This window comes from Pantoea cypripedii, from assembly GCF_011395035.1.
GTDB classification, from domain to species: domain Bacteria; phylum Pseudomonadota; class Gammaproteobacteria; order Enterobacterales; family Enterobacteriaceae; genus Pantoea; species Pantoea cypripedii_A.
The window spans coordinates 1,152,949-1,175,276 of record NZ_CP024768.1; the positions used below are offsets into that span (position 1 = coordinate 1,152,949).

The window sequence follows — 22,328 nt, forward strand, 5'->3', positions numbered from 1 at the left end:
CAGGCAATGCAGGATTCACAGTTTGATGTGGTGGTGATCGGTGGTGGTATGGTCGGCGCGGCGCTGGCCTGCGGCCTGGCGCAGCAGCAGTTTCGCGTGGCGGTGGTCGAACGTGCCGAACCCGCCCCCTTTGATGCTGCGCGTGCACCAGATGTACGTGTTTCGGCCATCGGCGCGTCCTCGGTGGCGTTGCTTAAGCAGCTGAATGTCTGGCCACGCGTGCAGGCAATGCGTTGTGCACCTTACCGCAAGCTGGAAACCTGGGAGTGGCAAACGGCTCATGTCACCTTCGGTGCGGCTTCACTCGGGCTGCCGGAGCTGGGTTATATGGTAGAAAACAGCGTGCTGCAACGCGCGTTGTGGGAAAAAATGCAGGAAGATGGGGTGACGTTGTGCTCTCCGGCCACGCTGGAAAATTTGTTGCCGCACAGCGGTGGCTGGCATGTCCAGCTGGATAACGGCACCACGCTGGATGCCCGCCTGGTCGTGGGGGCTGATGGTGCCAACTCGCGAGTACGCCAGTTGGCCGGTATTGGTGTGCATGGCTGGAACTATGCGCAATCCTGCATGCTCATCAGCGTAGAGTGCGAGCATGAAGCGGGAGACGCCACCTGGCAGCAGTTCACTCCCGAGGGGCCGCGCGCATTTCTGCCGTTGTTTGACCGCCATGCCTCGCTGGTGTGGTACGACTCTCCCTCACGCATTCGTCAGTTGCAGGGCATGCCTTTGCCACAGCTGGAGAAAGAGATCCATGCTCATTTCCCGGCGCGTGTCGGGCGTTTCCAGGTGAAGGCGGCAGCGTCGTTTCCGCTGGTACGTCGCCACGCCACGCGCTATGTCACCGCCGGACTGGCGCTGGTGGGAGACGCGGCACATACCATCAACCCGCTGGCCGGGCAGGGCGTTAATCTCGGTTATCGTGATGTGGATGCATTGCTGGATACGCTGGTGGAGGCTCGACGCCAGGCAGAGTTGTGGTCATCACTGCCGGTGTTGCAGCGCTATCAGCGTCAGCGTCGTAAAGACAATTTACTGATGCAGGGCGGGATGGATCTGTTCTACTTCGCCTTCAGCAATAAATTACCGCCACTGCGTTTTGCCCGCAATCTGGGGCTAATCGCGGCGGAGCATGCTGGCGTATTGAAGCGTCAGGTGCTGCGTTACGCGCTGGGACTGTGATCTCACGCTTTTGCATATAACCCGTAGCGGCGCGATTTATCGCGCTGTTTTTTGGGTTATAAAAGCAGAAAACAACAAAGCCCGCAAAAGCGGGCTTTGTTGTGCAATTTGGCTGGGGTGCAGGGATTCGAACCCCGGAATGCCGGAATCAGAATCCGGTGCCTTACCGCTTGGCGACACCCCAATAGGTGTTTGATCAAATTGTCTTTTGTATGGCTGGGGTGCAGGGATTCGAACCCCGGAATGGTGGAATCAGAATCCACTGCCTTACCGCTTGGCGACACCCCAATAATATGGTGGCTACGACGGGAATCGAACCTGTGACCCCAGCATTATGAGTGCTGTGCTCTAACCAGCTGAGCTACGTAGCCAAATTGTACTGCTTTACATCACATCCGATGATGGCTGGGATACCTGGATTCGAACCAGGGAATGCCGGTATCAAAAACCGGTGCCTTACCGCTTGGCGATATCCCAATATTCGACTCGTATCCACGAGAGTGCATCGGATTGGCTGGGGTACCTGGATTCGAACCAGGGAATGCCGGTATCAAAAACCGGTGCCTTACCGCTTGGCGATACCCCATCCGGCTGCCGAAGACTGAAATGGTGCGGGAGGCGAGACTTGAACTCGCACACCTTGCGGCGCCAGAACCTAAATCTGGTGCGTCTACCAATTTCGCCACTCCCGCAAAAAAGATGGTGGCTACGACGGGAATCGAACCTGTGACCCCAGCATTATGAGTGCTGTGCTCTAACCAGCTGAGCTACGTAGCCATCTTTTTTTCGCGTTACCTTCATCGGCGTTGCGGGGCGCATTATGCGTATTGAGCTTTGTAGCGTCAACAAATTTTTTACCGATTTTTGCCTTAACGCGCCTGTTTGTCTGGCTTATAACCAGGCTGATGATTTATTCGGCAATTTTCGATCGCTAACAATGCAATTACAAAAAAAAGGGGCCTTTTCAGACCCCTTTTGCACTACGGTAAAAACCTTATTTATAGGCTGACTGATGCACGCCTACCGCACGACCTGATGGATCGTCCATTGATTTGAACGCTTCATCCCATTCAATCGCTTTAGCGGAAGAACAAGCCACGGACGGGCCACCCGGTACGCATTCGGCCGCGCTCGGCAGCGGGAACAGCTCTTCAAAAATCTCGCGATACAAATACGCTTCTTTCGAGTTCGGCGTGTTGTACGGGAAACGGAAGTGCGCCGTTGCCAGTTGCTGCTCGCTAACCTGTTTCGCCGCCACTTCTTTCAGTGTGTCGATCCAGCTGTAACCCACGCCGTCAGAGAACTGCTCTTTCTGACGCCAGGCGACGCTTTCCGGCAGATAAGAGGAGAAGCACTCACGCAGGATGTGTTTTTCCATCTTGCCGTTGCTGCCACACATTTTATCTTCCGGGTTGATGCGCATTGCCACATCAAGGAATTTCTTGTCGAGGAACGGCACACGCGCTTCCACACCCCAAGCAGACATGGCTTTGTTGGCACGAGCGCAGTCATACATATGCAGAGCCAGCAGCTTACGCACGTTTTCCTCGTGGAACTCTTTGGCGTTCGGCGCTTTATGGAAGTAGAGATAGCCGCCAAACACTTCATCAGCACCTTCGCCAGACAGCACCATTTTGATGCCCATCGCTTTGATTTTACGCGACATCAGGTACATCGGCGTTGACGCGCGGATGGTGGTCACATCATAGGTTTCGATGTGGTAAATCACGTCACGGATGGCATCCAGACCTTCCTGCACGGTGAAGTGAATTTCGTGGTGCACGGTGCCGAGATGATCAGCAACAGATTTCGCGGCTTTCAGATCCGGAGATCCTTCCAGACCCACTGCAAACGAGTGCAGCTGCGGCCACCAGGCGTCGCTCTTGTCATGATCTTCAACGCGTTTTGCTGCAAAACGTTTGGTCACCGCAGAAATGATCGAGGAATCAAGGCCGCCAGACAGCAGCACACCGTAAGGCACGTCTGACATCAGATGGCTTTTTACTGATTCTTCCAGCGCGGCTTTCAGGCCAGCAGCGTCGGTCTCGTTGTGCTCAACGTTTTTGTATTCCATCCAGTCACGCTGCCAGTAACGGCGGATTTCGCCATCGGTGCTGGAGAGGTAGCTTCCCGGCGGGAATTCTTTGATGGAACGACACACCGGCACCAGCGCTTTCATTTCTGAAGCCACGTAAAGGTTGCCGTGTTCATCGTTACCCATATACAACGGGATGATGCCGATATGGTCGCGGCCAATCAGATATTGCTGCTTAACGCTGTCCCACAGAATGAAGGCAAACATACCTTCGAGATCGTCAAGGAAATCAACGCCTTTTTCCTGATACAGCGCAAGGATCACTTCACAGTCAGAACCGGTCTGGAACTGGTAGCGGTCGCTCAGTTCAGCACGCAGCGCCTGATGGTTGTAGATTTCACCGTTAACGGCCAGTACGTGGGTGTGATCGGCGTTGTACAGCGGCTGTGCGCCGTTGTTGACGTCAACAATCGACAGGCGCTCATGCGCCAGAATGGCTTTATCATCGGCGTAAACGCCTGACCAGTCCGGGCCGCGATGGCGCATCAGACGGGAACATTCCAGCGCTTTCTTGCGCAATTCAATTGGATCGGTTTTCAGATCCAGCACACCAAAAATCGAACACATAACTGACTCCTGATCTCACCCTGTGGGGATGTTATTTCACCGTTTGTCCGGCAGCATCGCTGCGTGATGTATAAGAAAATGCGCTATTTGATGGTGGTAATGCAAGCAAATTAACGATTGGCTGATAAAAAGAATGTTGCCATGGCAATAAAATTAAATTTAATTCAATGAAATTGCTATTTAATTAGATGGCATCTAATGGTTTCGTGTTTTTGATGATTTCGTGAGCACCAGAGAACGCAGATTTAAGCGGGGGGAGTAAGACCCGCCAGAGATTAATGGCCTGCCGGGTCATAAGGGGTAGTGATGATGAAAATCAGAACAGGTCGATATCCGCGACAGAAGGGTAGATCCAGTCCGGGCGGAACGGCATGGCATCAATGTCGCTGAGCGTCGAGACACCTGATAATACCAGCACGGTTTCCAGACCCGCCTGGAAGCCAGCGAGAATATCGGTGCGCAGATTATCACCGACAATCACCGTTTCCTCGGAGTGCGCCTGCATCTTGTTTAACGCGGCGCGCATAATGTAGGGGCTGGGTTTACCGACATAGAACGGTTTGCGACCTGAGATTTTTTCAATCCCCGCACAGAGCGCACCACAGGCCGGGACAAAATTACGCGCGTGGGTATCCGGATTGGTGGCGATAAAGCGTGCGCCGTTGGCGACAAAAAACGCCGCCTTATGCATCATGTCCCAGTTGAAGGAGCGGGTTTCACCGACGATAACAAAATCAGGATTGATATCGGTGATGGTGAACCCGGCTTTATACAGTTCATGAATCAGCGCGCCTTCACCAATCACGTAGGCTTTCTTGCCTTCCTGACGGCGCAGGAAGTCGGCGGTGGCCATCGCCGAGGTGTAAAAAACCGAATCCGGCACTTCAATGCCGGACGAGGCGAAACGGTTAGCCAGATCTTTCGCCGTTTGCGATGGGTAGTTCGTCAGTACCACCAGCGGCATCTTTTTTTCAAGGATGCGTTGCAGGAACTCCTGGGCTCCAGGAACGGCGGTGTTGTCGTGCATCAACACGCCGTCGATGTCACAAATTACGCTTTTAATTGTCATAGGTTGCATCCGGTCAGGCCTGCGTGTGGCAGGCGCGGTTACTCTTCCAGCAGATGTTGCAGCAGAATGCCATTCAGCATAGCGCGTTTTGCCAACGCAAAAGCGCCGATGGCCGAGCGATGATCGAGTTCTGAGCGTACCACAGGCAGATTTTTACGGAACGCATTCAGTGCCTGGGTGTTGATGCAGCCTTCAATCGCCGGAAACAACACCTTTTCTGCATCAGTGATTTCGCCTGCCAGCACCACTTTTTGCGGATTGAACAGGTTAATCGCAATGGCTATCGCTTTACCCAGATAACGGCCAACGTATTCAATCACTTCACACGCCAGCGCATCGCCCTGATTGGCGGCCCGACAGATTTGCGGCATCTGGCAGTCATTGAGGGTCAGCGAGCTGGGGTAGCCCTGATTGAGCAGATGGCGTACCCGGTTTTCAATCGCGCCATTGGCGGCGATGGTCTCCAGGCAACCGAAGTTACCGCAGTGACAGCGCTCACCAAGTGGATCGACCTGAATATGGCCGATTTCACCGACGTTGCCATTGCTGCCAAGAAAAATGTGGCCGTTGGCGATGATGCCCGCCCCGGTGCCACGATGCAGGCGCACCAGAATGGAGTCAGCACAGTCGCGACTTGCACCAAAGTAGTGCTCGGCGAGGGCCAGGCTGCGGATATCATGGCCGACAAAACTGGTGACGTTGAAACGTTTTTGCAGGCTGGAAACCAGTGGCCAATGGCTGACGGCGATATGCGGCATATAGCGAATAATACCGTTAATCGGATCTACCAGGCCGGGCAGAATCACCGCAATGGCAATCAGTTCATGAATTTTGCGCTGATGCGCCGCCATAAAGGCGCTGATGGCGTTGAAAAGCGCATTCTCCAGCGTTTCCTGGGTGCGTTCCGGCAGCGGATAATCTTCCTGTGCCAGTGATTTACCACTGAGATCAAACAGCGTCAGCGTGGCATCGTTCCGTCCGAGGCGCACGCCAATCGTATGAAAATGACGGGTTTCGGTAATAATGGAGATGGCGCGGCGTCCGCCGGTGGACGCTTGCTGGTCCACCTCTTTAATCAGGCCGCGCTCAATCAACTGGCGGGTAATTTTGGTGACACTGGCTGGCGCAAGCTGGCTGACTTCGGCGATTTGAATGCGCGAAATAGGCCCCTGTTGATCAATCAACCGGTAAACGGCTGCGCTGTTAAGTTGTTTGACAAGATCGACATTTCCTATTTGAGTCTGGCCGCCAGTGGTCATTCAATGCTTACTCGCTGAGGACGTTGTCTCCATTGACGAACGTCTTAATGATTTGATAATCGCGGGTAAAGACAGTCAGGTTGGCGACTTTTCCGGCTTCGACCGTACCCAACTGTTTCTCCACTCCCATCGCCTTCGCCGGATAGAGCGTTGCCATGCGCAGCGCCTCATCCAGCGCAATGCCACAATGTTCCACGCAGTTCCGTACCGTTTCAATCATGGTGATCGCGGAACCACTTAAGGTGCCGTTTTCATCAACGCAAAGGCCATTGCGATAGTATATTGTTTTGCCTGCAAAAATAAATTTATCAATCGATGCACCCGCCGGAGCCGTGGCATCAGTGACCAGCACCAGCTTGTCACCTTTGATACGTTTTGCATTGCGCACATTAGCGTAGTGGACATGTAAACCATCTGCAATAATGCCGCAGTATACATCAGGCGAATCAAACAGCGCACCGATCAGGCCCGGCTCGCGACCGGCGAAAGTGGGCATGGCATTGTAAAGATGAGTCGCAAAACTGACGCCCGCTGCGAAACCGGTTTTGGCTTCTTCATATGTCGCGTTGGAGTGCCCAGCAGAGACGATAATGCCGGCATCACGTAATTGGCGGATCACTGCGCTGCCAGCATTTTCCGGGGCCAGCGTCACTTTAGTAATCACATCGGCGTTAGCGCATAGAAAATCCACCAGCTCAGGATCCGGCAGGCGAATCAGTTGCGGATTGTGCGTGCCTTTCTTCACTTTATTCAGCCACGGACCTTCGAGGTGCAGACCAAGTGCCTGATGCTGATACTTTGCTTTGTAGGCGCGCATGGTCTCGATGGCGCGTTTCATCAATTCATCCGTGCTGGTGATAAGCGTCGGCAGGTAGCTGGTGCAGCCCGATTTTTCATTGGCGCGCTGCATGATTTCCAGCGTTTCAACGGTCAGTGCATCGAGATCGTCGTTAAATTGCACGCCGCCGCAGCCGTTCAGCTGCAAATCAATAAAACCGGGAGCGATAAACGCACCAGCAACATCCTGTTGTGGCAGGGTGGCATCCAGCGCATCGCGCGGACAGACACGTTCAATCAGACCATCGGCAATCACTACCGCATGGTTGTCCAGAATCTCATGACCGGTAAAAATCCGGCCGTTTACTAATGCGTACATCGTTTCTTTCTCCCGGCTATACCCGCTGCGTGATAGCAGCAGGTTTTTTACAACGTGCTCTTACACACCTTTCATATTTTCCGCTTCCATTTCGCGGAAATATTTCACGGTTTTCACTTTCAGTTCCATGGTGGCGGGTTCGTCACAGACCACCACAGATTTGGCATGCAGCTGCAGACAACTGATAGTCCACATATGATTGACGTTACCTTCTACCGCGGCCTGCAATGCCAGCGCTTTGACATGGCCGGTGACCAGAATCATCACTTCTTCCGCATCCAGCAGTGTACCTACGCCAACGGTCAGGGCATATTTTGGCACCTGATCCACATCACCGTTGAAGAAACGGGAATTGGCGAGACGGGTTTCGTGTGTCAACGTTTTGATACGGGTACGGGATGCGAGCGAGGAGGCAGGTTCGTTAAAGGCAATGTGGCCATCATTGCCCACGCCACCCATAAACAGATGGATTTTGCCCAGGGCGCGGATCTTCTCTTCGTACTGACGACATTCTGCGTCAATATCTTCCGCATTGCCATTCAGAAGATTGATATTTTCCGGTTGAATATCAATGTGATCGAAAAAGTTACGATACATAAAACTGTGATAACTTTCCGGGTGTTCTTTTGGCAGGCCAACGTATTCATCCATGTTGAAGGTGACAACATGTTTGAAGCTAACCTGGCCCGCTTTATGCATCTCGATCAGGTGCTTGTAAGCTTCCAGCGGTGTACCACCGGTAGGAAGACCTAGCACGAAGGGACGATCTGGGCCAGGATTAAACGCATTAATGCGGTTAACAATATGGCGCGCGGCCCATTTACCCACCTGGGTAGGTGTGGCTAAAGGGATCAGTCTCATGTCTTCACCTCAGTTAAAGATTGGAAAAGTGGTGTCGCGGTTCTCTCTACAGATTGTTCTTAAGCGTAATCCGTTTAAGCTCAACCATGCAGGGAAAAGTGCGTCTTGATATTTTTCATCATAAAATAAGTTTGGGGTGATGGCTAGCTTAATGGGTATTAAAACGTCATTTTTGGTGATAAAAATCACAGTTGTCGTGGTTTTAATTTGCGAGGCGAATTAATTTGTCTTTACACTGCGCCTCGTGGTGAGTCGTGTCATCAAGGTACCGGATGTCGGGATAATAAAATCAACCCGCACCGGGCAAAACGCCAGTCTCAAAGGGGGAGAATAAGGTGAGTGTACTAGGATATCTGCAAAAGGTTGGCCGAGCGCTTATGGTGCCGGTAGCAACCCTGCCGGCAGCGGCAATTTTAATGGGGGTAGGGTATTGGATCGATCCAGACAGCTGGGGGGCGGGTAACGCTCTGGCGGCGCTGTTGATCAAGTCCGGTGCTGCTATCATTGAGCATATGTCAGTGCTGTTTGCCATCGGTGTGGCTTATGGCATGTCAAAAGATAAAGATGGTGCTGCGGCACTCACTGGCTTCGTCGGTTTCCTTGTGGTCACCACGCTGTGTTCGCCAGCCGCTGTCGCGATGATTCAAAAAATACCCGTGGATCAAGTGCCTGCTGCCTTCGGCAAAATCGAAAACCAGTTTGTCGGTATTCTGGTGGGGATCATCTCGGCGGAAGTATACAACCGCTTCAGCCATGTCGAGCTACCCAAAGCGCTGTCGTTCTTCAGCGGCCGTCGCCTGGTACCGATCCTTGTCTCCTTCCTGATGATTCTTGTTGCGTTCATCCTGATGTATATCTGGCCATTGGTGTTTAATGGCCTGGTGAGTTTTGGTGAAGAGATTCAGAAGCTGGGTTCAGTCGGCGCCGGTGTTTATGCCTTCTTTAACCGTCTGCTGATTCCGGTTGGTCTGCATCATGCGCTGAACTCCGTATTCTGGTTCGACGTTGCGGGTATCAACGATATTCCGAAATTCCTCGGTGGCGCACAGTCCATCGCTAATGGTACCGGTATCCCGGGTATCACTGGCCGTTATCAGGCGGGCTTCTTCCCGATTATGATGTTTGGCTTACCGGGTGCCGCGCTGGCGATTTATCACTGCGCACGTCCGGAAAATCGCGCCAAAGTGGGTGGTATCATGCTGGCAGCTGCGTTTGCTGCTTTCTTCACCGGTATCACCGAACCACTGGAATTCTCCTTTATGTTCGTGGCACCGGTGCTGTATGTCATTCATGCACTGTTGACCGGTCTCTCGGTGTTTATCGCTGCCAGCATGCACTGGATTGCCGGTTTCGGCTTCAGCGCCGGGTTGGTGGATATGGTGCTGTCAACGCGTAACCCGCTGGCGGTGCATTGGTGGATGCTGATCCCGCAAGGGCTGGTGTTCTTCGTCATCTACTACGTGGTGTTCCGCTTCACCATCAGGAAATTCAACCTGATGACGCCGGGTCGTGAGTTGTCTGCGGATGATGAAACGGATGGCTATGACGTCAACGTTGATCACAGTGGCAGCAATGAAAGCCAGACCGAATCCCTCGCACGTCGCTATATCGGTGCGGTAGGCGGTTCTGACAACCTGACCAATATTGATGCCTGTATCACCCGTCTGCGTCTGAACGTCAAAGATTCCTCACAGGTCAATGACAGCGTAGCGAAACGCCTTGGTGCTTCTGGTGTGATTCGTCTGAATAAGCAAAGCGTGCAGATTATCGTCGGTACCCAGGCTGAAAGCATTGCCACGGCGATGAAAACCGTGCTGACCAAAGGCCCGGTGGCGGCGGCTGCGACGGCCTCAGTGGCAGCGGCTCAGCCAGCTGCTGCGCAACCGCAGGCGGTGCTGAACAGCGATAAAGGCGTGATCGCCACGCTGCTGGCCCCGGTCAGTGGTGACGTGGTAGCCCTGGATGCGGTACCGGACGAAGCCTTCGCCAGCAAAGCCGTCGGCGATGGTCTGGCGATCAAACCCACCGGTAAAACCGTGGTGGCGCCGATTGCCGGTACTATCGTGAAAATCTTCAACACCAACCATGCGTTCTGCCTCGAAACTGACAATGGTGTCGAGATCGTGGTGCACATGGGCCTCGATACCGTCGCGCTGGAAGGCAAAGGCTTTACCCGGCTGGTGGAAGAGGGGGCGACCGTTGCGGCGGGTCAGCCAGTGCTGGAGATGGACCTGGATTTCCTCAACGCTAATGCGCGTTCGATGATCAGTCCGGTGGTGGTCAGCAATAGCGATGATTTCGCTGGCCTCAATCTGCTGGCGAGTGGTTCTGTCATGGCAGGTGAAACCCGTCTGTACGAGGTTAAAGGCTAAGTCCTTGTGATAAACCCGGAAGGCAGGAAGCGATTCCTGCCTTTTTTGTTTTAAAACGGCCAACAAACGGTTGTTTCCCTTCTGCGCTTTGTGGATCATACTCCGTTACTTCGTAGGACAAATCACCCGTATTGTATTTGAGGATTTTGAGATGAGTGAGGCTGAAGCCCGCCCAACGAACTTTATTCGTCAGATTATCGACGAAGATTTGGCGAGCGGTAAGCACAACAGCGTGCATACCCGTTTCCCGCCTGAGCCCAATGGTTACCTGCATATTGGCCATGCGAAATCGATCTGTCTGAACTTTGGTATCGCGCAAGATTACCAGGGTCAGTGCAATCTGCGCTTCGACGACACCAACCCGGTGAAAGAGGATATGGAGTTCGTTGAATCCATCAAGCGCGACGTGCAATGGCTGGGCTTTGAATGGAGCGGAGACGTTTGTTACTCCTCAGACTATTTCGACCAGCTGTATAGCTACGCCGTGGAGCTGATCAATAAAGGCCTCGCCTATGTTGATGAGCTGACGCCAGAAGAGATCCGCGAATACCGTGGCTCCCTGACCGCACCGGGCAAAAACAGCCCATATCGCGATCGTACCCCGGCTGAAAACCTCGCACTGTTTGAAAAAATGCGTGAAGGTGGTTTCGAGGAAGGTAAAGCCTGCCTGCGTGCCAAAATCGACATGGCATCCAACTTTATCGTGATGCGCGATCCGGTGCTGTACCGTATTAAGTTTGCGGAACATCATCAGACCGGCAAAAAATGGTGCATCTACCCGATGTACGATTTCACCCACTGCATTTCCGATGCGCTGGAAGGTATCACCCATTCGCTCTGCACCCTGGAATTCCAGGATAACCGTCGTCTGTATGACTGGGTGCTGGACAACATCTCCATTCCGGTGCATCCGCGTCAGTATGAATTCTCGCGCCTGAATCTGGAATATGCCGTGATGTCGAAGCGTAAGCTGACACAGCTGGTGAGCGAGAAGGTCGTCGAAGGCTGGGATGACCCGCGTATGCTGACCGTTTCCGGTCTGCGCCGCCGTGGTTACAGTGCTGCCTCGATTCGTGAGTTCTGCCGCCGCATTGGCGTGACCAAGCAGGACAACATCGTGGAGATGGCGTCGCTGGAGTCATGCATCCGTGACGATCTCAACGAGAACGCACCGCGTGCGATGGCGGTACTCGATCCGCTGAAAGTCGTGATTGAGAACCTGCCTGCGGGTCATGAAGAAATCATCACTATGCCGAATCATCCCAACAAACCGGAGATGGGCACGCGTGATGTGCCATTCAGCCGCGAAGTGTGGATTGATCGCGCGGACTTCCGTGAAGAAGCGAATAAGCAGTACAAACGTCTGGTGCTGGGCAAAGAAGTCCGTCTGCGTAATGCTTACGTGATCCGTGCTGAGCGTGTGGCAAAAGATGAAGAAGGCAATATTACCTGCATCTACTGTAGCTGTGACGTTGATACCCTGAGTAAAGATCCCGCTGATGGCCGCAAGGTAAAGGGTGTGATCCATTGGGTTTCGGCGATCCATGCGTTGCCTGCGGAATTCCGCCTCTACGATCGCCTGTTCAGCGTGGCAAATCCGGGAGCGGCTGAGGATTTCCTCACGACCATTAACCCGAATTCGCTGGAAATCAAACAGGGCTTTGTCGAGCCAGGACTGCGTAACGCAGACGCTCTGGCTCCGTATCAGTTTGAGCGTGAAGGTTATTTCTGCGCGGACAGCGTTTACTCACAGCCCTCAAAGCTGGTGTTTAACCGCACAGTCGGCTTACGTGATACCTGGGCGAAAATCGGCGATTAATCCTTTTTGTCGTTATCACCATATCATCATGAAAGGGCGAGCAATCGCCCTTTTTTATTGGCTGTAATTTCGGGCTGGCAACCTTTTATGCTGCGGGTTGTGAAATGTGCTTGTTACCGGGATTTGCAACTAATCTGACTTTAGTAAAATTAATCCATTTGCGAGTGTGAAAAACTGTATTTCAGGTAGGCTATGCGCTCCCAGACGTTGCTCCGCGGGTTATAAAAGGAAAAAAAATGACGAGTCTCGCTCAGGAAGCCAAACATAGCGTAGTGGTGTTACATCAGCTTATCGAACGTATTTTTAATCAGTCAGAGAGCACTGACGACAGCATTGAGCTGTTTCTCTCGCATTTTCACCCGGATTTCAAAATGGTGACCCCGCAGGGTAAACAGCTGGATTTGAATGCGGTGGAGGTGTTGTTCCGCCAGTTACGTGGTCAGCGGGAAGGGATGCGTATCGCCACCAGCGAACACGCCATCATTTCACAGCAAAGCCAGGAAGTGACGATTCAATATCGTGAGTTGCAGATGATGAACGGCAACAACCAGAGCCGCATTTCTCTGGCGGTGCTGGATTGCACCACCTCCATTCCGCGCTGGCGTTACCTGCAGGAAACGCTGGTTCTGTAATCGCAGGCATAAAAAAACCGGTGCCAGGCACCGGTTTTTTATACTGCATAGCACACTTTATTGTTTATCGTGGAGCGTCTCGTCTTCGCGGCAGTCTCCCAGCGCACAGTGGCCGTACAGGTACAGGCTGTGGTTGGTGAGTTTGATACCGTGACGTGTTGCGATTTCACGTTGACGCGTTTCAATAGATTCATCACTGAACTCGATCACTTTGCCACAATCCAGGCAGATCAAGTGGTCATGATGATGCTGTTGCGTCAGTTCAAAGACGGATTTGCCACCTTCAAAGTTATGACGAGTCACGATACCCGCGTCATCAAACTGGTTAAGAACGCGATATACCGTTGCCAGACCAATCTCTTCGCCCATATCAATCAGGCGTTTGTACAAATCTTCCGCGCTGACGTGATGGCACTCGGGTTCCTGAAGCACTTCCAGAATTTTCAGTCTGGGCAGCGTGACTTTCAGGCCAGCCTTCTTCAATGCGGAGTTGTTGTCAGTCATGCGGATATTGTCCTGTTACTTTGCTAGTCACTTGCGGCGCAGGGCCTTGAATGTCGATCACGCGCATTCTCATTTGCGTCTCATTATAGAACTCAAGCAGTGAAATGAAAACCAAGGGCACGTCCTGAAATCACCAATGGCTGTAGGGATAAATGTCGCTAACGCCGGCGGGGATCGTACAGGTCTTTGTTTCCATTTCACTCAGCCTCATTCTGATGCCAGAGGAATAAGCGGATGACCGTTACGGGTATTCTACAGATTTGCAGGTAAAAGTTAAAAAAACGTGGCTATTATTTTTATAGGAATTTCCGATTCTCAATGTGAGCCAGCGCCCACATTGAGCAGGAAAGGGGATCAGGCTTCGATAATGTCTTTCAGTTGCAGCTCATCGAAAATCTGTTTTACCCACTTATCAACACGTTCGTTGGTCAGTTCCGGCTGACGATCTTCATCGATTGCCAGACCAAGGAAGTGTTTGTCATCGGCCAGACCTTTAGACGCTTCGAAATGGTAACCTTCGGTCGGCCAGTGACCGACAATCACCGCACCATTCGGTTCGATAATGTCACGGATGGTGCCCATCGCATCACAGAAGTATTCTGCATAATCTTCCTGGTCACCGCAGCCGAACAGCGCAACCAGTTTGCCATTGAAGTCGATCTCTTCCAGTGTCGGGAAGAAATCGTCCCAGTCACACTGTGCTTCGCCGTAGTACCAGGTCGGAATGCCCAGCAGCAGAATATCGAATGCTTCGAGATCTTCTTTGGTGCTCTTGGCAATGTCATGCACTTCGGCTACGTCTTTACCCAGTTGTTTCTGGATCATTTTTGCAATGTTTTCAGTGTTGCCGGTATCGCTGCCGAAGAAAATGCCTACGATTGCCATGGGTTAAGTGACCTCTTAAATCCTGATATTGAATACGTAATTACAGCGAATGATAGCAGACCGGGCAAAGTGGCGGAACTTGTAAAGCCGTGACTTTTGTTCCTGCGTGCGGTCTGCGCCTGTTACGACAGTTTGAGCTGCGCCAGCAGCATTTGTTCAATCAATTCGCTACGGCTGATGTTTTGTTGCTCAGCCAGAGTGTTGAGTGCGTCAACGGCTTCGCTGCTCATTTTCAGCTCAACACGACGCAATCCTCGCACTTTATCGCGTTTCAGCTGATTGCGTTTGTTAATTCGCAACTGTTCGTCACGCGTCAGCGGACTGGTTTTGGGGCGACCGGGACGCTTCTCATCAGCGAAGAGATCGAGCGTGGTACGGTCAGTCTGTTCTTTTGCCATGATTTGTAAAACTGAGTGGGCGCGAACGGCGGAAAGGCGCTGCGCGATTTATACATTATTGGCCCGACCACGGTGAAAAAATCATCCGTGGCAAATTTTTAGCGCGACATCATACTCCAGCGCCCCTTACTACGCCAACCTTAAACGGTTCGCGGCAAGCTTTTGCTTTTACAGTACAAAAAAACGTCGCACGGCGCGTAACACGGCTTCGGGTTTTTCGGCATGGACCCAGTGACCGGCTCCGCTGATGACGTGCGCATGTGCCTGGGGGAACTGGCGCAACAGCGCATCACGATGCTGATTATCCAGATAGGGTGAATTACCGCCGCGAATAAACAGCGCCGGATGTGGCCACGCAGGTACCTCTTCCCAGCCAGAGATGGTGGCGTAGTTGTCCCACAATACCGGTACATTGAAGCGCCATTCACCGTCCTGGAACGATTTGAGGATGAACTGAATCACGCCCTCTTCATCCAGCAGTGCGCGCATCACGTCAGCGGCTTCACTGCGCCGCGTAACACCTGCCGCGCTCACTGCGCGAATGGCGGCGAAAATTTCATCATGGCGACGAGTCTGATAATCCACCGGGGCAATATCGATCATCACCAGTTTTTCAATGCGATGCGGTGCGATGGCACTTAACGCCATGGCAATTTTACCGCCCATTGAGTGACCAATAACGCTAACGCGGTCGATGCCCTGGGCATCCAGCGTTTCGACAATATCCTGCGCCATCGCCGGATAGTTCATGATTTCACTGCGCCCGGAGAGGCCGTGATTACGCACATCGACCTGCAAAGTAGGGCAGGCATCACGCAGGCCACGAGCCAGCACACCCAGGTTATCCAGGCTGCCAAACAGGCCATGAATTAACAGAATAGGGGTAGCATCGGGGGCAGATTGTTCAGTTTGCAAACGGGCATTCAAAATCATGGCAAAGTTCTTACGGTTGTGAGCTTCGCTTAGGTTATCATGGTTCCACCTGTCCAGGAGCCAGTAAGGCTGGTATTAGGGCATTATCTGACTTTTGCCCTGAAACGTTGCCAGCGCTATCGGCAGCCTGGGATTTAACTTTATAATCCTCATGTTAGAGCCCGCTCACATTTTGCACGGCAGGATTTTGCTAAGGCCTTTGTAGAAATGCGTGGTTCTGTCATTTGCCATAATCGTACGGAAAAAGATGAAAACGATTGAAGTTGACGAAGAACTCTACCGTTATATTGCCAGCCACACCCAGCACATTGGTGAAAGCGCCTCCGAAATTTTGCGTCGCATGCTGAAGTTCACTGCCGGTCAGAGTGCCCCGGCAACCCCTGCGGTGGCTCAGGCTGCGGCAAAAGAAGCACAGCCGGTGCGCAGCGAGTCGCGACCGCAGGATCGTGTTCGCGCGGTACGTGAACTGTTGCTTTCCGATGAGTATGCGGAGCAAAAAAAGGCGGTTAACCGCTTTATGCTGGTGTTGTCAACGCTCTATCGTCTTGATCCCGCAGCCTTTGCTGAGGCCACTGCTTCACTGCAGGGGCGTACCCGCGTTTATTTCGCGGGTGATGAGCATACGCTGTTGCAAAATGGCACCCATACTAAGCCGAAGCACGTGCCCGGCACGCCGTATTGGGTGATCACCAATACCAATACTGGTCGCAAATGCAGCATGGTGGAGCACATCATGTTAGCCATGCAGTTCCCCGCGGAACTGACAGAGAAAGTTTGCGGCACCATTTAAACTGAAGCGTCAGGGAGAAGCGCCAATGGCCAATCACCCCCGTGCCGGGCAACCTGCCCAGCAGAGCGATTTGATTAACGTTGCACAATTAACCTCTCAGTACTACGTTTTGCAGCCTGATGTGGCTAATCCGGAACATGCGGTGAAATTTGGCACCTCCGGCCATCGTGGTAGCGCAGGACGTCAGAGCTTCAACGAAACGCACATTCTGGCGATTGCTCAGGCGATTGCGGAAGAGCGTAAAAAGAACGGCATCACTGGCCCGTGCTATGTCGGTAAAGACACGCATGCGCTGTCTGAACCGGCGATTCTGTCTGTACTGGAAGTGCTGGCGGCTAACGGCGTGGATGTGATTGTGCAGCAGGACAACGGTTATACGCCGACGCCGGCGGTTTCCAACGCCATCCTTGAGCACAACAAACGTGGTGGGGCCCAGGCTGATGGCATCGTTATCACGCCGTCGCACAACCCACCGGAAGACGGTGGCATCAAATACAATCCGCCGAACGGTGGCCCGGCCGATACTAACGTCACCAAAGTGGTGGAAGATCGTGCTAACCAGCTGATGAAAGGTGGCTTGAAAGATGTGAAGCGTCTGCCACTGGATCAGGCGTGGGCCAGCGGCCATATCGTTGAACAGGATCTGATTCAGCCGTATGTGGCAGGTCTGGCGCAGGTGATTGACTTCCCGGCGATTCAGAAAGCGGGCCTGAAAATTGGCGTGGATCCGCTTGGCGGTTCCGGCATGGCCTACTGGCAGCGTATTGCCGAGCACTACAAGCTGGACATCACCATCGTTAATGATGCCATCGATCAGACGTTCCGCTTTATGCATCTGGATAAAGACGGCGTGGTGCGTATGGACTGCTCGTCAGAATGCGCGATGGCGGGTCTGCTGGCTTACCGTGACAAGTTCGATCTGGCATTCGGTAACGACCCGGATTATGACCGCCATGGTATCGTGACCCCGGCTGGTCTGATGAATCCAAACCACTATCTGGCAGTGGCGATCAACTACCTGTTCCAGCATCGTCCGCAGTGGGGCAAAGATGTCGCCGTGGGTAAAACCCTGGTTTCCAGTGCGATGATTGACCGGGTGGTGAACGATATTGGCCGCAAGCTGGTGGAAGTGCCGGTTGGCTTTAAATGGTTTGTTGATGGCCTGTTTGATGGCAGCTTTGGTTTCGGCGGTGAAGAGAGCGCCGGGGCATCGTTCCTGCGTTTCGATGGTACAGCCTGGTCTACTGATAAAGACGGCATCATCATGTGCCTGCTGGCCGCGGAAATTACGGCGGTAACCGGTAAGAACCCGCAGCAGCATTATGATGAACTGGCCGCCCGTTTTGGTGCGCCAAGCTACAACCGTCTGCAAGCCTCAGCCACGTCGGCGCAGAAAGCGGCACTGTCGAAGCTGTCTCCGGAAATGGTCAGTGCCGATACCCTGGCAGGCGACCCGATCACCGCTCGTCTGACGGCAGCGCCTGGTAACGGCGCGGCGATTGGTGGCCTGAAAGTGATGACGGAAAACGGCTGGTTTGCTGCACGCCCGTCAGGCACCGAAGATGCCTACAAAATCTACTGTGAAAGCTTCCTTGGTGCTGAGCATCGTCAATTGATCGAGAAAGAAGCAGTAGAGATTGTCAGCGAAGTGCTGAAGAACGCGTAAGCGATTCAGGATCAGGCAGACAATATATTGCCGATCTTGCTGGTTTTATTGACCAGCGAATGGTTGATACAGAAGGGTTCATGTTCATCATGAACCCTTTTTTATTGGCATTTGCACAGGGGAGGGCGCTGTTCACTTCACCGAATCGAGACGCTAAGGTGAGGTCTACATTTCAGGTTGCAGGATAGGACATCATGCTTGAACCAGAGGAAGGATTGCTGACGTTTCGTGCCGAAGGTAACAATGTTAAATCAAGTCGAAACTATTCAAGGGTAATTCACTGGCCTGGGAATTTATCTCTTTGCCGTAAACAACTTTCGGGCGTTACTCTTGGCAGAGGGTTCGATCCTGGCGATCGTTCAACAATAAGCGTTTTAAACACCTTGATAAAAGCTGGAATAAGAAAAGAACAGGCAGAATTGATCTCTGAAGGTGCAAAATTAAAAGGATGTGCTGCATATGACTTTGTCAAAAAGAATAAAGAAAGAATAGGTGAGATATCTGAGCGTCAGCAAGTTAATTTATTTAACATAGCATATGTTGAATTAAAGAAAGATGTTGAAAGAATATGCAAAAAGAAAGACATATTAATCAAATATCACCCCAGGCTCGATACCCCTCCTGACGTGGCATGGAATAATATTTCAGGGAAAATAAAAGAAATTCTAATCGATTTGAGATATCGTGGCGATTATAAGGAGTACGCAAGAGAACTCCTGCAACCTATGGCATATGCAGGAGATCTGATTGGTTTTGGCAAAACGTTGTCGAATAGATCATTATGGGCGGGAGTGCCAATAGATAGATTTAACAAAAGGGTTGAATATTATGAGAGATATTAGAATTTTTTGTTTGTTAATAGCCTTTTCTTTAAATGCGCATGCAGCCTTTACCGAACCTGAAATGAGCCAGCTTGCAGAGATTAATGAAAAAGTACTGGAGAAAGTCGAGATGGCAAAAAAAGATCTCGATAAAACAATAAAAAGAATTCCGGAAGAAAAAAGGAGAATATTAGATCTAAAAAAATCATGGGAAGTGACCATACAAAAAAAATGTACACTGGAAATATTTGAATCACTTCATAGGGATGCTGAAATAGCTGAGAGGAGTTCGTGCCTGGTAGATGAGTATAAAGCGGAAAGTGAGTTTTTTTATAAACTTAGATTCTAGTCTATTTTAACCCCCTTTTCTAAGATGAAAAGGGGATGTTAATATTGAAGTGAAATAGTTACCTCAATGATTTACTAAAAGTAAGATGCGGATTCTTTTATATTCCACCCCATACGGGTCTCCGCACCTTTCACTCCTGAAGCACATTGCTCCCAGTACTGGAATTTGACCCTGTCAGCCTGGAATTCATATTCAACGTCTGTCATTGAACCACTTTCATTCAAAAGCACTTCTATGATGATGACGCTCTCCAGCGTAATCCTATAATATTCCATCTGACTTCCGCCAGCCTTGCATGTTGATATTTCTACTTTCTTAACCTTATTACCATTTGAAGCATACATAAGCGCGCCAGCGGTCGCTTTGTCTGCCTGGCAATGTACGGTGAGATGATGATAATTTGTTGCACCTGATCCCGGTGTATCACCTTTTCTTCTTACACCCCATGAGTAGGTACCAACATCAATCCAGCCCTGATGTGTTGAATCCTTCGATTCTCCCATTAACCCATCTATTTTAAGAAAAACATTATTCATTTAAATCTCCCTATTTATTTAATAATGCTTGTAAACGTAGCGGCGCGATTTATCGCGCTGTTTTTATGTGGTGTTGTAAAACGCGCGATAAATCGCGCCGCTACGACTGGCTGAGGAAACTCAAATATCGCAGTGAAAATTATGCGGGTCACCCTTAATGATCAACATTTGCGGATTAACACACATTTTTTACGGAATAAATCGATAGTCAATACCGGTTTCCGTCAGCAAATGGTTTGGCTGAGTGGAATTGGCTTCCAGCTTCTGGCGAAAATGTCTTAATTTGGTCGAGAAAGAAGCAGTAGAGATTGTCAGCAAAGTGCTGAATAACGCGTAAGCTATACAGGATCAGGCAGGCAATATATTGCCGATCTTGCTGGTTTTATTGACCAGCGAAGGGTTGATGCAGAAGGGTTCATGTTCATCATGAACCCTTTTTTATTGGCACTTTCATAGAAAAGGGTGCTGTTCACTTCACCCAATCGAGACGCTAAGGTGAGGTCTACATTTCAGGTTGCAGGATAGGACATTATGCTTGAACCAGAGGAAGGGTTGCTGACGTTTCGCGCCGAAGGTAACAATGTTAAAACCAGCAGAGATTACTCAAGGAAAATACATTGGCCCGGCATATCGTCTTCATGCAGGAGAAATTCTTCTGGAGTAACAATTGGTCGAGGTTTTGATTTGGGAGATAGAACAAAAATAAATGTATTAATAATGCTCAAGAAGTCTGGAGTAAATAAAGAGCAGGCAGATCTTATCTCTGATGGTGCAGGTCTAAAAGGATGTGCTGCACATGAATTTGTTATCAGAAATAGAGATAAGATAGGTGAAATATCAGAATCTCAGCAATTGTCTTTATTTAAAATTGTTTATGATTGGTTGAAAAAAGATGTGGAGAGGATTTGTAAGAATAGAGTAACGATAAGGAACCATCATCCTGACCCTAATGTGCTAGCTGATGAGGCATGGAGAGTAATACCGCTGAAAATTAAAGATATCTTAATTGACTTACGTTACAGAGGTGACTATACACCACACAGTAGGGAACTGATACAGCGTTTTGCATATTTAGGTGACATAGAAGGATTTGGTAGAGTGATATCTAATCGGGCACTTTGGCCAGATGTTTCCACTGACAGGTTCATAAGAAGAGTTGATTATTATGAAAAAAATTAATACGATTTTTATTTTTTCATTTTTCTATTCCGTTTTCTGCCATTCGGCAGGGTCGCAAATAGAAATAGAACAGCTTCAGGTGATTAATGATAGATCATTTGAGAAAATGGAAGCAGCCCGGGAAGAGGCAAATAAGTCCATTGAAAATCAGATAAAGAATACCCCGGAGAGGAAAAAAGCCATTCTTGATCTAAAAAAATCATGGGAATCAACTATTCAAAAAAAATGCACGGTAGAAATATATGAATCGCTAAGTACCGATGCTGAAATCGCCACAAGGAACAGATGCTTATCTTCAGAGTATCTAAAAGAGAAAAACTTTTTTGATAATGTTTACCCTTAACATGAGAAAAGATTTTTATTTGACAGTTGCCGAATTTAAGTAAGCAACTGTCAAGGTACATATACTAATGAATCAGAAATACGATTCCGACTCTTTTATATTCCAACCCATACGCGTTTCGGCCGCTTTTCCTCCGGAATTTCCCTGTTCCCAATACTGGAACTTCACCTTATCAGCCTGAAACTCATACTCGACATTTGTAATGGAGCCACCATCATTAAAAAGCACCTCCATGATAATTACGCTTTCTAGCGTGATTCGATAATACTCCTTTTGATTACCACCTGATTTGCAGGCAGATAATTCAATCTTTTTAATTTTATTGCCATTGGAAGCATATAAAAGTGCACCGGCAGTTGCCTTATCCACCTGGCAGTGTACCGTGAGATGATGGTAATTTGTGACTCCGGGACCCGCAGTTTGTCCTTTTCTTCTGACACCCCATGAATATGTCTCAGCATCGGACCACCCCTGATGTGTTGAATCCTTCGATTCTCCCATTAACCCATCTATTTTAAGAAAAACATTATTCATTTAAATCTCCCTATTTATTTAATAATGCTTGTAAACGTAGCGGCGCGATTTATCGCGCTGTTTTTATGCGTTGTTGTAAAACGCGCGATAAATCGCGCCGCTTGTATGTTTGGAGGGTCAGATTATGATTTCTCTGAAATCTGAACTGATAACCGGGAAGCCGCGCGCCGCTGGAAGCAGCTATCACAGTGACTTCGTCTGTAGAGTGGCTCCCGCCTCCTTGTCCAGGCCGAAGAGTACCAGGAAGCTTTCTCTCGCGAGACTGACTTCGCATCACAAGGCAGGCTGAACAATCTCTGATGACGAGGTCGGGAACCGGTTAACACTATACGCCATTTTGTTTTCCGGAGGCCATATGACCTGTTTTGTGGGAATTGATAT

At 50.6% G+C, this 22,328-nt stretch carries 21 protein-coding genes and 7 tRNA genes; 10 read left to right on the plus strand and 18 right to left on the minus strand.

Annotated elements, in window-relative coordinates:
• Window positions 1-6 precede the first annotated feature (6 nt).
• Window positions 7-1,179, plus strand: coding sequence for a 3-demethoxyubiquinol 3-hydroxylase (gene ubiF, locus CUN67_RS05275; RefSeq protein ID WP_208714305.1), 1,173 nt, complete (start codon window positions 7-9; stop codon window positions 1,177-1,179).
• A gap of 109 nt (window positions 1,180-1,288) precedes the next feature.
• On the opposite strand, the gene CUN67_RS05280 is transcribed toward ubiF, so the two are convergent.
• From CUN67_RS05280 to nagB, 12 genes are all read right to left on the minus strand, one after another.
• Window positions 1,289-1,363: transfer RNA gene (locus tag CUN67_RS05280), tRNA-Gln, on the minus strand.
• Between the two features lie 29 nt (window positions 1,364-1,392).
• A tRNA-Gln gene (locus CUN67_RS05285) sits at window positions 1,393-1,467 on the minus strand.
• Between the two features lie 6 nt (window positions 1,468-1,473).
• Window positions 1,474-1,550, minus strand: a tRNA-Met gene (locus CUN67_RS05290).
• Window positions 1,551-1,581: 31 nt separating this feature from the next.
• Window positions 1,582-1,656 (minus strand) — tRNA-Gln (locus CUN67_RS05295).
• 34 nt (window positions 1,657-1,690) lie between these two features.
• A tRNA-Gln gene (locus tag CUN67_RS05300) sits at window positions 1,691-1,765 on the minus strand.
• 21 nt (window positions 1,766-1,786) lie between these two features.
• Window positions 1,787-1,871: transfer RNA gene (locus tag CUN67_RS05305), tRNA-Leu, on the minus strand.
• An 8-nt stretch (window positions 1,872-1,879) separates the two neighbouring features.
• Window positions 1,880-1,956: transfer RNA gene (locus tag CUN67_RS05310), tRNA-Met, on the minus strand.
• A 217-nt stretch (window positions 1,957-2,173) separates the two neighbouring features.
• Window positions 2,174-3,841 (minus strand): asparagine synthase B, encoded by a 1,668-nt coding sequence (asnB, locus tag CUN67_RS05315; RefSeq protein WP_208714306.1) that lies wholly within the window; start codon window positions 3,839-3,841, stop codon window positions 2,174-2,176.
• Between the two features lie 316 nt (window positions 3,842-4,157).
• Window positions 4,158-4,910: an HAD-IIA family hydrolase gene (locus tag CUN67_RS05320; RefSeq protein WP_084873462.1), complete on the minus strand. Its 753-nt coding sequence runs from the start codon at window positions 4,908-4,910 to the stop codon at window positions 4,158-4,160.
• Between the two features lie 38 nt (window positions 4,911-4,948).
• On the minus strand, window positions 4,949-6,169 hold the full coding sequence (nagC, locus tag CUN67_RS05325) for a DNA-binding transcriptional regulator NagC (protein ID WP_208714307.1): 1,221 nt from the start codon (window positions 6,167-6,169) through the stop codon (window positions 4,949-4,951).
• 7 nt (window positions 6,170-6,176) lie between these two features.
• Window positions 6,177-7,325, minus strand: a complete 1,149-nt coding sequence (nagA, locus tag CUN67_RS05330; RefSeq protein WP_208714308.1) for an N-acetylglucosamine-6-phosphate deacetylase — start codon at window positions 7,323-7,325, stop codon at window positions 6,177-6,179.
• Between the two features lie 60 nt (window positions 7,326-7,385).
• Window positions 7,386-8,186, minus strand: a complete 801-nt coding sequence (gene nagB, locus CUN67_RS05335; RefSeq protein WP_208714309.1) for a glucosamine-6-phosphate deaminase — start codon at window positions 8,184-8,186, stop codon at window positions 7,386-7,388.
• Window positions 8,187-8,521: 335 nt separating this feature from the next.
• Between nagB and nagE the strand changes: the two genes are divergently transcribed.
• The 3 genes from nagE to CUN67_RS05350 all read left to right on the plus strand — a co-directional run bounded on the left by nagE (window position 8,522) and on the right by CUN67_RS05350 (window position 13,009).
• Window positions 8,522-10,558 (plus strand): N-acetylglucosamine-specific PTS transporter subunit IIBC, encoded by a 2,037-nt coding sequence (gene nagE, locus CUN67_RS05340; RefSeq protein WP_208714310.1) that lies wholly within the window; start codon window positions 8,522-8,524, stop codon window positions 10,556-10,558.
• 151 nt (window positions 10,559-10,709) lie between these two features.
• Entirely contained in the window at window positions 10,710-12,377 is a 1,668-nt protein-coding gene (glnS, locus tag CUN67_RS05345) for a glutamine--tRNA ligase (RefSeq protein WP_208714311.1), read from the plus strand.
• A gap of 236 nt (window positions 12,378-12,613) precedes the next feature.
• Entirely contained in the window at window positions 12,614-13,009 is a 396-nt protein-coding gene (locus CUN67_RS05350) for a hypothetical protein (RefSeq protein ID WP_208714312.1), read from the plus strand.
• A gap of 57 nt (window positions 13,010-13,066) precedes the next feature.
• Here the strand turns inward: CUN67_RS05350 and fur are convergent, their stop codons facing one another.
• The 4 genes from fur to ybfF form a co-directional block, all read right to left on the minus strand.
• Entirely contained in the window at window positions 13,067-13,513 is a 447-nt protein-coding gene (gene fur / locus CUN67_RS05355) for a ferric iron uptake transcriptional regulator (RefSeq protein WP_013508277.1), read from the minus strand.
• 354 nt (window positions 13,514-13,867) lie between these two features.
• Window positions 13,868-14,398, minus strand: coding sequence for a flavodoxin FldA (fldA, locus tag CUN67_RS05360; protein WP_084873479.1), 531 nt, complete (start codon window positions 14,396-14,398; stop codon window positions 13,868-13,870).
• A 122-nt stretch (window positions 14,399-14,520) separates the two neighbouring features.
• Window positions 14,521-14,796 (minus strand): LexA regulated protein, encoded by a 276-nt coding sequence (ybfE, locus tag CUN67_RS05365; RefSeq protein WP_208714313.1) that lies wholly within the window; start codon window positions 14,794-14,796, stop codon window positions 14,521-14,523.
• A 168-nt stretch (window positions 14,797-14,964) separates the two neighbouring features.
• Window positions 14,965-15,729 (minus strand): esterase, encoded by a 765-nt coding sequence (gene ybfF / locus CUN67_RS05370; RefSeq protein WP_208714314.1) that lies wholly within the window; start codon window positions 15,727-15,729, stop codon window positions 14,965-14,967.
• Between the two features lie 247 nt (window positions 15,730-15,976).
• Between ybfF and seqA the strand changes: the two genes are divergently transcribed.
• From seqA to CUN67_RS05390, 4 genes are all read left to right on the plus strand, one after another.
• Window positions 15,977-16,519, plus strand: a complete 543-nt coding sequence (seqA, locus tag CUN67_RS05375; RefSeq protein ID WP_208714315.1) for a replication initiation negative regulator SeqA — start codon at window positions 15,977-15,979, stop codon at window positions 16,517-16,519.
• A 25-nt stretch (window positions 16,520-16,544) separates the two neighbouring features.
• On the plus strand, window positions 16,545-18,185 hold the full coding sequence (gene pgm, locus CUN67_RS05380) for a phosphoglucomutase (alpha-D-glucose-1,6-bisphosphate-dependent) (protein WP_208714316.1): 1,641 nt from the start codon (window positions 16,545-16,547) through the stop codon (window positions 18,183-18,185).
• A 194-nt stretch (window positions 18,186-18,379) separates the two neighbouring features.
• A complete protein-coding gene (locus tag CUN67_RS05385) occupies window positions 18,380-19,027 on the plus strand; it encodes a hypothetical protein (protein ID WP_208714317.1) in 648 nt (215 codons plus the stop codon).
• Entirely contained in the window at window positions 19,014-19,355 is a 342-nt protein-coding gene (locus CUN67_RS05390) for a hypothetical protein (protein WP_208714318.1), read from the plus strand. The genes CUN67_RS05385 and CUN67_RS05390 overlap by 14 nt, the downstream gene beginning before the upstream one ends.
• Window positions 19,356-19,429: 74 nt before the next feature.
• On the opposite strand, the gene CUN67_RS05395 is transcribed toward CUN67_RS05390, so the two are convergent.
• Window positions 19,430-19,891 carry an Hcp family type VI secretion system effector gene (locus CUN67_RS05395; RefSeq protein WP_208714319.1) on the minus strand — a complete coding sequence of 154 codons (462 nt, stop codon included), beginning with the start codon at window positions 19,889-19,891 and terminating at the stop codon, window positions 19,430-19,432.
• Window positions 19,892-20,422: 531 nt separating this feature from the next.
• Here CUN67_RS05395 and CUN67_RS05400 point away from each other — a divergent pair.
• Together CUN67_RS05400 and CUN67_RS05405 are read left to right on the plus strand one after the other, a co-directional pair.
• Window positions 20,423-21,070 carry a pesticin C-terminus-like muramidase gene (locus CUN67_RS05400; RefSeq protein WP_208714320.1) on the plus strand — a complete coding sequence of 216 codons (648 nt, stop codon included), beginning with the start codon at window positions 20,423-20,425 and terminating at the stop codon, window positions 21,068-21,070.
• A complete protein-coding gene (locus CUN67_RS05405) occupies window positions 21,057-21,413 on the plus strand; it encodes a hypothetical protein (protein WP_208714321.1) in 357 nt (118 codons plus the stop codon). Before CUN67_RS05400 ends, CUN67_RS05405 begins: the two co-directional genes overlap by 14 nt.
• 72 nt (window positions 21,414-21,485) lie before the next feature.
• Here CUN67_RS05405 and CUN67_RS05410 read toward each other — a convergent pair whose 3' ends face one another.
• Entirely contained in the window at window positions 21,486-21,947 is a 462-nt protein-coding gene (locus CUN67_RS05410) for an Hcp family type VI secretion system effector (protein ID WP_208714322.1), read from the minus strand.
• Window positions 21,948-22,328 lie beyond the last annotated feature (381 nt).